This is a genomic window from Mycoplasma zalophidermidis (assembly GCF_018913985.1).
In the GTDB taxonomy this organism is placed as follows: domain Bacteria; phylum Bacillota_I; class Bacilli_A; order Mycoplasmatales; family Metamycoplasmataceae; genus Mycoplasmopsis; species Mycoplasmopsis zalophidermidis.
Map to the genome: position 1 here is coordinate 33131 of NZ_JAHMHK010000001.1, position 13769 is coordinate 46899.

Annotated in this window: 10 protein-coding genes and 1 rRNA gene; 5 read left to right on the forward strand and 6 right to left on the reverse strand. The window is 29.2% G+C overall.

The window, feature by feature from the left end; translation table 4 throughout:
- Window positions 1-92: 92 nt before the first annotated feature.
- Window positions 93-800, forward strand: a complete 708-nt coding sequence (locus KQ878_RS00095; RefSeq protein WP_216505715.1) for a hypothetical protein — start codon at window positions 93-95, stop codon at window positions 798-800.
- A gap of 73 nt (window positions 801-873) precedes the next feature.
- Here the strand turns inward: KQ878_RS00095 and KQ878_RS00100 are convergent, their stop codons facing one another.
- From KQ878_RS00100 to KQ878_RS00115, 4 genes are read right to left on the reverse strand one after another with little or no spacing between them, the layout of a single operon-like run.
- Window positions 874-2424, reverse strand: coding sequence for a type 2 periplasmic-binding domain-containing protein (locus KQ878_RS00100; protein ID WP_216505714.1), 1551 nt, complete (start codon window positions 2422-2424; stop codon window positions 874-876).
- Window positions 2414-3241, reverse strand: coding sequence for an ABC transporter permease (locus KQ878_RS00105; RefSeq protein ID WP_216505713.1), 828 nt, complete (start codon window positions 3239-3241; stop codon window positions 2414-2416). Before KQ878_RS00105 ends, KQ878_RS00100 begins: the two co-directional genes overlap by 11 nt.
- Window positions 3234-4064 (reverse strand): ABC transporter permease, encoded by an 831-nt coding sequence (locus KQ878_RS00110; protein WP_216505712.1) that lies wholly within the window; start codon window positions 4062-4064, stop codon window positions 3234-3236. The genes KQ878_RS00105 and KQ878_RS00110 overlap by 8 nt, the downstream gene beginning before the upstream one ends.
- A complete protein-coding gene (locus KQ878_RS00115; protein WP_216505711.1) occupies window positions 4054-5424 on the reverse strand; it encodes an ABC transporter ATP-binding protein in 1371 nt (456 codons plus the stop codon). The genes KQ878_RS00110 and KQ878_RS00115 overlap by 11 nt, the downstream gene beginning before the upstream one ends.
- Window positions 5425-5863: 439 nt before the next feature.
- Here KQ878_RS00115 and KQ878_RS00120 point away from each other — a divergent pair, with 439 nt between their 5' ends.
- The 4 genes from KQ878_RS00120 (at window position 5864) to KQ878_RS00135 (ending at window position 12272) form a co-directional block, all read left to right on the forward strand.
- Window positions 5864-7693, forward strand: a complete 1830-nt coding sequence (locus KQ878_RS00120; protein ID WP_216567704.1) for a M3 family oligoendopeptidase — start codon at window positions 5864-5866, stop codon at window positions 7691-7693.
- Window positions 7694-7729: 36 nt separating this feature from the next.
- Window positions 7730-9532: an ABC transporter ATP-binding protein gene (locus tag KQ878_RS00125; protein WP_216505709.1), complete on the forward strand. Its 1803-nt coding sequence runs from the start codon at window positions 7730-7732 to the stop codon at window positions 9530-9532.
- 10 nt (window positions 9533-9542) lie between these two features.
- A complete protein-coding gene (locus KQ878_RS04275; RefSeq protein ID WP_216567705.1) occupies window positions 9543-11354 on the forward strand; it encodes an ABC transporter ATP-binding protein in 1812 nt (603 codons plus the stop codon).
- Window positions 11355-12056: 702 nt separating this feature from the next.
- Window positions 12057-12272, forward strand: coding sequence for a hypothetical protein (locus KQ878_RS00135; protein ID WP_216505707.1), 216 nt, complete (start codon window positions 12057-12059; stop codon window positions 12270-12272).
- Between the two features lie 478 nt (window positions 12273-12750).
- Here the strand turns inward: KQ878_RS00135 and KQ878_RS00140 are convergent, their stop codons facing one another.
- Together KQ878_RS00140 and rrf are read right to left on the reverse strand one after the other, a co-directional pair.
- Window positions 12751-13581 carry an HAD hydrolase family protein gene (locus KQ878_RS00140; protein WP_216505706.1) on the reverse strand — a complete coding sequence of 277 codons (831 nt, stop codon included), beginning with the start codon at window positions 13579-13581 and terminating at the stop codon, window positions 12751-12753.
- A gap of 76 nt (window positions 13582-13657) precedes the next feature.
- Window positions 13658-13763 (reverse strand): 5S ribosomal RNA (rrf, locus tag KQ878_RS00145).
- Window positions 13764-13769 lie beyond the last annotated feature (6 nt).

Consider the following 13769-nt stretch of genomic DNA (forward strand, 5'->3'; position numbering starts at 1 on the left):
TAGATTAGCTTATTGGTATGGTAATTACCACTGATTTTTCTTTAAACACATGAAAAATAATAAAATTTACAGGTAAATAAATTGGAGGATATATGAAAAAAATTATTAAACTAGGAATTCCTATTATTGGTTTAACTGCTTTACCATTTTGTGCAGCGGCATGCAATAGTAACAATCAAGATAAAACTGAAGATAATTCAAAAATTGATCCCATTAAAGAAGCTGAAGAAATTGAAAAACAAAATCTAGAAAAAAAGTATAATCGAAATACTGTTTCTTTAGAAATGACAGGTGTAGACCAAATATCATTGAAGGATTTTAAACCTAATTTTGAGACTTATAAAAAACAAATAGTTATAAAACTTACTGATGGAGAAATTCCAAAAAATTACAACGTTGATTTTTATTTAAACCCGCAAGTATCAGGATATGCTAGCAATTCTGAAAAGAAAGGTAATTACAAAAATATTGGTATAGCTATTACATCTGATAAAAATATTACAATCAAAATAGAATTTATAAAATTACCTGGATTCAAGGCTGAAGAAAGCACATTGCCAAAACCAAGACAAGAAATTATTGATGAATTGAACAAAATTACAGTAGAAAGCCCTAGAGCAGAAGACATTAAGATACTTGAATCTGTTAAAAGTAAAATTGATTTACTAAATGATAAAGATGCTAGGGCAGAAGAATACAAAATATACGTTCCTAAAAAAATTCTTTCTGACAAGAAAGAAAAACAAACATCAACAACTAAAATTAAAAATGATTCAACAGTAACAAACAAACAAAAATAGAATATATTTTACATGTGCACGGAAAATTGTGCACTTTAAGAAAAAAACAAACACTCAATGTGTTTGTTTTTGATTACTTCTTAGTTTTTTGGTTTCAGTAAGTTGTCAGATTAGTTTGTGTTTTTTGGTCCGTTGGAACAATAGCTTTATGTACAACATTGTATGAATATAATACTTTATTTGTTACTGGATCTTTAATATCGTAATTATCCTTAATTTCATACAATTGTTTAGCATAAAATTGTTCATATTCATCTAGGTCTGAAAACTTATTTTCCAGTGCGTAATTATATTGCGCTTTAAATGCAGGGGTATAAGAAACATAGTCAAAGTTTGTTCAAGCACTAAATTTTTCAACTGTTTCAGTTGGTAGTGTTGATCAATCAAGCTGATTTAAACCACCTAAAAAAGATTTCTTCGCCGTGTCAAGAAGCTGGTCGTAGGTTTTTTCGTCTACCAAATCACTTTGTGCTATCACTAAACCATCAACTAGTAATAAGTTTGATTTTGGTCTAATAAATCTAATTGTTCCATCGGCAACTGTTTCAATATTATCGGTTGAAAAATAAGCATCTGTTGCATCACCGTTATAGATAATTCCAGCTTGAATATTAGACTGGTCGTTAATTAAATTTGTTAAAAGCAACTGGCCATCACCTAACAACTGAACGTTAGAATCCGTTAAAGAATATCCAGTACCATCTTGAATTAATTTTGAAAAATTATCAATTAAATTTTTATATAAATCAGGAGCATCAACTGTGCTTGCATTACCTGAAATATTACTGTCAAAGTATTCTTTTTCATTATCATATTCGTAGGCAGAGCCATAAATCATATTATCTCTAACAGCATCAGTAATTTCTCAACGATTGTAACCATTAGCTTTTAAAGCTTTTAAAACATCAATAAATCTCGTTTCTTTTTTATCATTACTCTTATCTTTATTAAATCCGGAGCTGTATAATGAATTAAGAATTTTTTGGTCTGTTTCATAAAGTTTTTTACGACCTTCGGATGTTGATAGGTCGAAATTCCTTAAATTATTATTAACTTTTGTTGGATTATAAGCAACAACCATGTCCTGACTGAAATAAGGAATAAAATAATCGTACAAATGACGTTTTACTCCATCTTTTCAATCCTTACCGTTAAAATCAGTTTCCAATGTTTTATCATATGATGTCAAATGTTGCCAAACTTGGTCAGTATATAAACTTTTTTGGAATTCGCGATACTCATTACTTAATTTATATTGGTCAAAACTTTTATTTAAAGCTCACGTAGGAGTTTGATCAGCAAATAGTTTTAAATAATCAATTTCTTTTAATTTATTACGTCTGATTAACTGAACGGCTTGTGCATCCGAACCGATCCCACCTAAGGCTTTTTTTGTTAAAATTGCTTTCGTGAATTCATTTAGTGTTTCAAATTCTTTAAAATCATATTTTTCGCTAATAATCGCAACCGCATCATCTGACATGTACGATTTATAGTTGTAAAATGTAGGTTTAAATGGTTTTTTAAATTTATATGTTACACCAGCAATCATAACCGCGCCTACCGCCGATGCTGCTACACCCAAACTTATTTTTTTAATTAATGATATTGTCTTAGTTTTCATTGTTGCCTTTCGGTGCTATTTTTTTAAGTTTATTTTTGCGAACTTTATGTGCAATATAAATAGCATTTCCAATTAATGTTAAAGTAAGAACGGACGCTCCAACAACAAGACCCCAACCTCTGAAGTTACCTTCATAAAGTTTTGTACCTAACGTTGAAGTGTTGGTAGTTGTTTTTAAAATTATAAAATCATCAAATGAAAGAAAGGCGGCCACCAATCCAACAAAAATTATTGATGGAATCATGTAAATAAAATACGTTTTAAATCAAGCTTTAAATTTAGAATAACCTAAATCCTGACTCGCTTCAAAAAGAGAACGTTCAAATTTTTCACTTCTTGGATACATTAAACTAATGCCGTATGGCAACGCCATAACTGTATGACCAACAATCCCTCTTAATAAACCTTCTTTAGCTACAGATAGTGTTCCAAAAAAGAACGAGAATACAAGTACCAAACCAATTGCTGTGATGTTATCAGGGTTAATCAAAGGTATGTTGTTAACTGATTTAATTACTCTTTCGTAGTTTTTATTCTTTTGTCTTCATAATGCAAAAACAGTAACTAACGAAATCGAAATAACCAAAACTGCTGTAAAAATTGCAATAATTACCGAGTTAATTAACGCAACATCTCGACCACCATCAAAAAATGTTGTTCACGACTCGGCGCTAAATGTATTTCATTTTGATGATAAATAACCTTTATCACTAGGTTTGTTAAAACTAAAAATTGCTGCAAAACATAACGGGATATATGTTAATGCCAAAATTATATAAATATAACTTTTCTTTAGAAATTCAGTAAATTTAGACATGTTTACCTCTTTTCGCTAATTTAATAATTGCCCGTGGTAAGAAATTAATTATTCCATAGCAACCAATAAAAATTGCACTTACAACTAATACTAGTACTGAACCTGCAGATAATTCAAATGCGTTTGATGCATCTGAATATTGATTAATTAAGGATCCTACCGTTTGTAATTGAGCTGGGTTAGATAATAATTTATCGCTAATAACAAATGTTGTTGCAGAAGCTAGGAAAATTAAGCTTAGACCACTTAATATTGCTTTAAAACTATAAGGAATAACAACCTTAAATAGTGTTTTTATTTTGTTATAACCTAAATCTCCGCTCGCTTCTATAATATTTTTAGGCATATCTCGAAAAACTGAATAAAGAGGCATTATCATGTAAGGTAAGTTTAAATAAGTTAAAGCTAAAATCATAAATCATTCAGCGTTTAAAACATCTTCATCAAACATGCTTAAGAAAAATCCTCTAATTGCATAAATTTTTGCTATTGTAAAAATAATCATTGGTGAAAGAATTAAACTCATTGCGTATATTGGCAATATTTTGCTTCTTGATGTAGCAGTAAAATACGCATAAGGAAAACCAATTAGTAGGCAAAGAATTGCTGATATAACACCAATTTTTAAACTACGCCCAATAATTTTTCAAGTATTAAATTCTTTAACTAACTGCGCATTGTCAAAATTTTCTCTAGGAGTAAAAGCTTGGACAATGATTAAAATAACTGGCAAAATTATCAAAAATATTGCAATTGCTATATAAGGCAAAAGCATCAATAAGCGCTTATTTAAAGCTAATTTTGTACCTAATTTAGAATTCATCTTTTGAGTAATCTCACTTAGGATCTTTTGCCATGATATGAATTGAGTCAATTGTTCAACTAATTGAAACTTTTGCTCCTTGTTCAAATTTCTTTGCAGTTTCTACAAAAATATGGTAACCGTTTTTGAAAACTACTTTTAAATAGTAATAACTGCCACGATACGACATTTCTTCGATTTTGCCAATAATACCCGTTTTTTTCCTTGTTTCGTCAGCGTACATAATGTCAACGTCTTCTGGTCTAATTAAAACATCTACTTGTGAATTTGGTTCAAATTCATCTTCATCATGAACAGTTTTAAATGTTTTATCCATGAATGTTACTGTAGCATCTTTGTTGAATTTTGCACTATAAATATTTGAATCACCAACAAAGTTTGCAACTCATTTATTAACTGGATAGTCATAAATTTGCTTTGGAGTGTCATATTGTTCAATAACACCATCTCTCATGATTGCTATACGGTCTGATAGTTCTAATGCTTCATCTTGGTCGTGAGTTACAAAAATAAATGTAATTCCTAAGCTTTGTTGTAGACTTCTTAAAAGTTTTTGCATTTTTTCTCTAATTTTAGCGTCTAGTGCACTTAGCGGTTCATCTAAAAGCAAAATAGTTGGTTCAATAACTAATGATCTAGCAAGAGCAACACGTTGTTTCATACCACCAGATAGTTCATTAATTGCTTTAGTCTCTGAACCTTTTAGTCCAACTAGTTCAACAATTTTAGCAACTTCTGCATTCATTTCTTCTTTTGAAATTTTTCTTGTTAAGTATACTTTTTCGAAGTTTTCTTTTTTCATATCAACATAATTTTCTCAATATGAATAGTTGAAGTCTGAACGGTCTAATCATTTTCTTCTTCTTTTATAAGGAAGAGAGTTAGTTTTCAAATTTTGCATTTCTGATTCATATTTCTTTTGTAATGAATCTAGTTTAGCCATTTCTTGTTTAGCTTTTTTATCTCATACTTTAATTTTTTGTTCTAATAAAGTTTCGTGTTTTGGGTTAATGGTATCTTTAGGAATTCTTTTTAGAGACAAACCATATTTAATGTTACCTTCAACATTTAAATGCGGGAAAAGAGCGTAATCTTGGAAAATGGTTGATAAATCTCTTTTGTGCGGTGGTAAATCTTTAATATCTCTATCATTAAATTTGATTTCACCACGAGTCGCTCTTTCGAAACCAGCAATAAGTCTCAAAATCGTTGTTTTTCCTGAACCTGATGGTCCTAACAAGGTAACAAACTCACCTTTTTTAATTTTTAAGTTAATATTTTCTAAAACTACTTTGTCACCGAATTCTTTAACAACTTCTTTTAATTCAATAACATTTCGAGTGTTTTGTGTTTTATTCATAAATCCTCCTAAATAGTTATGTGTAAATACTAGTGAGCCAGGCAACTCAACTAGTAACTATTGGAAGCTAAATCAAACAAGTCTTCGAAATACTCGGCATGCGAAAAACTAAGTGAGGTGCAAAACTCACTTGAAAAATTCTGTAATATATACTTAGTACCTGTCTTAATTGAATCTTTCATAATATTGCTTATTATATATAACTTAATTTTTTTATAAATAAAAACATATTATTTTTTTTATGCTAATTCCATCAAAAATAAAATCTTATTTCGTTATTATTTTTAAATCTTTTTTTACTATTTCACTGATTATTCAATGTAGCTAATAAAAATAACATTTTAATGCACTGAACTATAATACACATTCCAGATACATTACCTAAATATTGTAATATAATGAATTATTATAAATAACATATTAATATTTAGAGGTAATTATGAAACAATACAAAAATTTAAAAGAAGTAGACAAAAAATATTGCTTTGACCTTGATAGTTTGCTAGAGGGAAAAACTATTGAACAACTATTTGAAAAATATACTGAATTAATGGAATATTTCATTGAAACTAAGGATTCGAAATACGACAATATAGAAGCTTTTATTGAAAATTTGAACAATCGTGAGGAGGTTGGAATATTAACCAACAAAATTCACAATTACATATCAAATAATTCAAATAGAGAGCTAACTAATAGTTATTTCACTGAATTGAGTAACAAATGAGATTTGATTAACCATGAAATTGCGCAAAAAATGGGTTCAGAAACTGTGAGATTCTATAAAAACATCGATAAAATAAAATTTTGAATCAATGACGAAAGACTTAAAGCACACAAAAAGTCTTTAGTTGAAATAATTGAAGAATATGAACATAAATTAGATGATTCAGTTGAAGAATATATTATTAAAAAAGAAAAATCTTCACCATCTTTTGAAGGAGTTTTTGACTTAATAACTGATGCTGAAATGGACTATGGATTCCCACTTGATTCTAAAGGAAAAAAACACAAATTAAGTCCTGCAGCGAGGCTACAATATTTAAAATCAAACGATTCGGTTTTAAGAAAAAATACTGCTATTAATTGACAAAACGCCTTATATAGACATAAAGATTCATTAGCCAATCTTCTATTCCAACAATTCAATACAATTGCAACAGAAGCTAAAATCAGAGGTTACAAAAATTCAGTTTATATGTTAACAAAGGAAGATAAAGTTGACGACGAATTATTACAATCGCTTTTTAAAAGGGTCAGCGGACTAAAGAATGTTATTTCTAAAAAGAACAAATGATTCAAAAAGTTTTATGAAGCTAAATTCAATGAAAAATTCCGCCCAAAATATGACTCATTTAGGGAATTAGTCAATGTTAAGTCCAACTACACAGTTGAAGAAATGAAACAAACTGTTTTTGAGGCATTAAAGCCTTTTGGAAAAGAATATTCATCTATGATTCAAAAAGCATACGACGAAAACTGAATCGATTTTATGACTATAGACAACAAAGTATCCGGAGCATATTCTATCGGTTCCACATATGGATTAGATAAAAAGTATATATTGATGAATTTTGATGGAGATTTAGGTTCTGTAGAAACATTAGCTCATGAATTGGGTCACTCAATGCATTCGTACTTCAGCGACAAAAATAATGATATAAACAATTCTGATTACCCTATATTTTTAGCTGAAATAGCCTCAATTTTCAATGAATTGATGCTATATGACCACTTATTAAAAACTTCTAAAAACGATTTATTTAAGTTCAAAATTGTACAAAGTATGATTGATGGTTTTGTCGGAACCGTACACAGACAAACGCTGTGGGCTAATTACGAATATAATTTATATTCTGCAATTGAAAAAGGTGAAGTTGGTCCAAGTTATGAATCAATAGCAAAAATTTATTATGAAAATTCATTGAGATATTCAACAAAAAAACATAAATTTGACAAGAAGGATCAAATGGGTTCTGTTATAGTTCCTCATTATTACTACGGTTTTTATGTTTATAAATACGCAATCGGACAATTGGTAGCGAACTTTTTCTATACTAAATATAAAAATGATGGTGAAAAATTCCTGCAATCTTACACCAATAATTTTTTATCAGCAGGTGGAAGTGATTATCCATTAAATATATTAGCTAACATTGGTGTAGATTTAAAAAGTGAAGAGTTTTATCAAATAGGTTTCAAATACTTTGAAGAATTAGTTGAAGAATATATAAAACTAGGTAAAAAAATATTCAAAATTTCCGAATAAACACATATTACAATGTAATAAGACAAAGGAGGTTATATGATTAAAATGTTAAAAATGCTACCAAAAAAAATTAAATTCACATTTATTTCAGGGGCAATAATAGCTTTTGTTGCTGTTATTGTTAGTTTGCTTTTACCAAATTTTATATCTCAATTCATAAGATTAATTTTTGATGATAAAGAATTACAAACGATTGAATTATTGAGTGGAAAAATTACCTTGTTTAAAGATAAACCTCGAAATGAGGTTAGAGATTGATTAATAATAATGATTGCGATTCAAACCGCAATCACTGCACTATTAACATTTGCGTTTACGGCTATATTTGTATATGCTGCGGAACAATGCTCATATTTTTATAGAATGAAACTATATGACAAGATTAATAGTTTGAGTTTAAAAAACATTTCCGATTTAAAACCAGAATCGATTATGACGAAAATTTCAAATGATGTTGCTGTCTTTTGGGACTTTTTAGTTGTTGGTTTTAGTACGATGATTCGTGGTTTTATGATGATTGTAGGCGGGATAATTATGGCCTTTATGGTTAATACAACAATGGCTTTAGTTATCACACCCGTTATTCCTGGTCTACTTATTCTAATAACAATAATAGGTAAAATAACTAGTCCTCTAATTAAAAAAACGCAAAAAAATCTAGAGTATGTCACAAAAAATATCGATGAAAACATTAAGGGATCTCGCACTATAAAAACATACAATCTTGAAAATAAAAGAAGTAAACAATTCTCCGGTTCTAATGAAACATGATACAAATTAAGTGTTAAATTCAATTCAATAATTTCAATTCTTCACCCAGTGTTCTATACATTAATTAATTTTGTTGTAATTGGAATATTCATGGTAATAAGACACCAAACGCTAGAACATGTGGCGACAGCTACTGACTTAGTTAATATGAATATTTTTATTGAATACTTATGAACGATTGGTTTTGGAATTATCTTATTAACTGTATTTATTATTTTCGGTTTTAAAGCTAGGGTATCAGCTGGTAGATTAATGGAAATATTTAATGCCAAAGCAGATAAATTGTATGTTGAAAACGGAATTAGAATTTCTGATATTTCTAACAAAAATAATCTAAATTATGATTTAAATATTAAAAATTTAAATTTTAAATACTATCAAGATAATCCAAACTACGCCTTAACTGATATTAATCTAAACGTTCCGTTCAAATCTTCACTAGGAATTATTGGGTTATTCGCCTCAGGAAAATCAACTCTTGTCTCGTTGCTATTGAATAATTATGTATACAACGAAGGATCTATAACTATTGGTGGTCACGAGGTTAACCAAATCAACACTAAACAATTATTAGACACTGTCGGCATAGTTTATCAGGACCCAATGCTATATTCAGGAACTATTAAATCAAATATGCTATGAGCCAAACCTGATGCAACTGACGAAGAAATAAATCTAGCCCTAAAAAATGCTTGTGCTTACGATTTTGTGTATAAATTTGATGATAATCTAAATCACCCAGTTACACAAGGCGCCACAAATCTTTCAGGCGGTCAAAAACAAAGAATTTCAATTGCTAGAACACTTTTACGTAAACCTAAGATTTTAATCCTAGACGATTCAACGAGTGCGCTAGACAACATTACAACTAAAACAGTAATTAATAATATTATTAAAAATTATGACTGTAGCACTATTCTAATTTCTCAGAAAATTGGGGCGTTAAAAAATTGCGATAAAATCGCTGTAATGGATTCGGGTCACATTATTGACCAAGGTAGCCACGAGCACTTAGTCAAAAATTGTCCCTTCTATAAACAAATTCATCAAAATCAATTGGAACAATAAAGGAGGTTAAATGAAATTAAAACGTAAACTTGGTTCAACCCTCGGCATTATTAAGTTAGTTAATAAATATTCTGGAAAATCGAGATGATTATTATATTTGGGATTTTTAACTACTTTGATTAATTCTATTGCTTATATTGCAGGTACCGTTATTACGGGTTTGATAGTTTCACATGTCTTTACACCCGAAGCATTCCAAAACCCGACAAAGTTCAATCATAACTACTTTAATTTAATGGTATCATTAATGAGTTTATCGTTCTTAACTTATGCAGTATTTAGATTTGTAGAATTTAGAATTTATATCATTTGTGGTTATGCTACTGCTAAAAATATGCGTAAAATTGCAATGGATAAATTACTTAAAATGCCTGTTTCTTATTATGATAAGAAAAAAACTGGAGACCTTATTTCCACTTTGGTTAACGACGTTAATAACATTTCAGTGTCTTTAAGTCAAATTTTAAACCAAGTGCTTTCAAATATAACTCACCTAGTAATCACGGCAATTATGATGTTTCTATATAGCTTCACAATTTCATTAATTACAGGTGTTATTACCGTGATATTATTCTCAGTTGCTGCTGTGATGATACATAAAGCACGCCCAAGAATTGAAGCGGTTTGAGATGGTTTTGGCGATTTAAACGCATTTGTTGAAGAAAGTGTTAAGAATATGAAAATTACCAAAACCTTTGGTCGTCAAAAAGAATCGACTGAAAAATTTAAAAAAATTGCTAATCACATCTATAAAAACGCATTAGTTGCTGACTTATATGGACAAATTGCTAACCCGTGATTTATCATGTCAACCAACATTGTCGTCTTAGCGTGTGCGGTCTTAGCATTAGTGTTCAAAAATTATAATCTGCCGCTGTGAGCATTGATGCCTCATCCAAACGGTCCTGATGCAGGATTTATAGTTGCTTATGTTGGTTTAGTCTTCAATATTACTGGCGCATTACAAACAATTACTAACACAATATTCGCTTCGCAAAATGGGATAGTTTCTTCCGAAAGAGTTAATCAATTAGTTAATTTAGAACCGCCTAAAGAATTATCAAATCAAGTTGATTTAACCAATGTCAAAGGTCACATTAAATTTGACCATGTTTGGTTTAGATACAACACCTCTAAAGATGAATGGCATCTAAAAGACGCGTCCTTCCAAGCATTACCTGGCCAAAGTATAGCTTTGGTTGGTGCAACCGGTGCTGGGAAAACTACTGTTATCAACTTATTAAGTAAATTTTATGATTACGAAAAAGGTTCAATTACAATTGACGACATCGAATTAAAAAATATTACAAAAACCAGCCTAACAAACGCCATGGCTGTTGTCTTACAAGATTCATTTATGTTTAAGGATAGTGTTTACAACAATATTTTAATTGGCAACAAAGACGCTTCCCAACAACAAGTCTACGATGCCTCTGATATTGTCTCGGCCCACCAAACTATTTTACGTCTTGAAAAAGGTTACGATACTCAATTACAAGATAACGATATGTTGCTTTCTAAAGGCGAAAAACAACTGCTAGCCATTGCAAGGGCAGTACTAGGCGATAAAAAAATATTAATTTTGGATGAAGCCACATCAAATATTGACTCTAACACTGAAAAAATAATTCAGGATGCTTTATCTAATACTATTATGAAAAATAAAACAAGCATTGTAATTGCGCACCGTTTAAGCACAATTAAAAATGCTGACTTGATTCTTTATGTTGAAGATGGCTACATTGTAGAACAAGGTACACACGAACAATTACTTGCTCAACAGGGAAAATACGCCTCGTTATATAAATCACAATTCGCTTAATATAACACACAAAATTTAACACTTGAAAAAGTGTTATTTTTATTGAATAATATTTAATTAAAATAATTTGCCTAATAACACTCAATATTAATTGAATAAGTTATTTATTCACCTATTCTCAGGATTTAAATGAATAATATATAGTAGTAATGCAAATATTATCATGAAAGACAATTTAGGATAAAAAATGGATACATATTTAATTTTAGAAATATCAATGTTTACTATATACGGATTAATACCTTCTTTTTTTATAATATTCAATTCACTCGCACTTATTCATATACATAAAAATATTTATCTAAAATCATGAAAAATAACTCAATAGTTTTTCTTTGCTTGTTCACGATTTGATTTAACTTATTCCTTTTATTATTCATAACAAGCTTGACTTATACAATACAAAAATTCTCAATTGATAGTAGTGACAAAATATGGCCAATTGGAATTTACAATTGATTAGAAAAATTCGATGTTTTTTGAATGCTTGTAAATGTTTATAGTTTTGCTAGGTTCCTAGTAACTAGTGCATTATTAGTTTTGAATATTATGTTTTAGCGAAATTAAAAAATAACACTAGTGCAAGTGTTATTTTTTGACACCTAAACTGTATGTTTATTAAAAGATGAAAATGTACACAAAATTGATAATTTTCTTCTGGTCAAGCCACTTATTTTAGCAATACATAACATATAATTTAACTTGATTATTCATTATTATTGATTACATCAATCTATTAACAAAGAAAAAAAACTAGATACACCGGTTGTTCCAGATAAACCAGTCAAGCCGAGCGAAAAAACTGACTTTTCGAATAAAACAGCCATATTTCCACCTAAAGAATTTATTAAAATAAAACATTTTGATGAATTAACTGCTAACGATTTAGGTCAATCTAATTTTAGAGTAATCTACTAGATAAGTAGACATTAAGATTTTGTTGCTGAAAAGGAAGTAAACACAAACAAAATTACAATTACTTATAAATTAAGTAATTGTAAAGAAACCATAAATGTCAAAACCGCAGAAGTTAGAGTCGTTCAATTCAAAAAAAAGAATTACCGAAGAAAAACAAACAATCAAAATCAAAGAAATAAAAAAGAATTAGCTAAAATCAATGTTACTTTTGAATTAAATGCGTGCAAAAGAAAAAAACTTTTGATATCCCTTGTTACTGATTTCAAATAATTAACTAGAACAGATTTAAATTTCAATAGATTCAGATAAAAAAGAATTGTTTATAAATGATTCGCCTAGTCTTGTAAATTAAATATCAAGCGCAACGTAAATGTGCTTGATATTTTTATTATTTTATATAATATTAGAAATAATTCATCAAGAACAAAATTTGTCTAATTAGTTGTAAATAAACTATAATAAAACAATAGGCATAAGCCTATTTTTGTTTTCTTTTATGATGAATAAAATATTTATATAATCCACCATTTTTATGTTTTGGAGCCACTTCATCAGCCAGAGCTTTCAATTGACTAGTTGCATTACCCATAGCTACCAATTTTCCAACGTAACCTTTAAGACATGCATCGGACATTGAATCTCCAATATGCACAGCATCAGATAAATCAATTCCCTTTAATTTACAGTACTCTACTGTTGCAATAGCTTTGTTAGTTGATATGTCTGTTATTTCAACAATAAAGTTTCGGTTAGCAGCATAAGCATTAACTTGATCCGGGTAAAGTTCTTGAATTTCTTTTATGATGCGTTTCGTTTTAAAAAAACTTTTCAAAACAAACGCAATTTTAGTGATATTTCTATGTTTGCTAATGTCAAAATCTTTATTAATTGATATTGTATTCATTCATTTTTTAAAAAACAAATTGCCTAAACAATGTTGAAGTTTGTTTTGCACATATAAGTGTTCCCCGTTTGAATCATAAACAACAAAAACGACTTTGCGCTTAGTAGCGTAATTGACAATATTATTAACAGCTTTATCTCTAATATTGATATAAGTAGCTAATTTACGGTCAATATAAACTTCTGCACCTGAGGAACAAATAATATCATCAATTGACAATTGTTTCATTGCTTGTTGAACTCGCATATCTGTATAAGAACGACCAGTTGAAAAAACAACATTAGCAAAATTCTGCATAATTAAAATAGCGCTTTGATTGCGATAAGAGATTCTCGTAATGCCATGTTGGTCAAATAATGTTCCATCAAGGTCAATGAAATATGTAGGTTTACTTGTGTTTTTCATTCTATCTATTATAAATTATTATAAACAAATGCAAAATAATGGAGCAACTATCAATTTAGCTAAAAAAGCATAAAAAAAATAGCAGCTCCCTATTTTCCCATCTCTGGTATCGTCGGCACTACAAGGCTTAACTACTGAGTTCGGAATGGTATCAGGTGATCCCTTGCGCTATAACCACTATTAATATA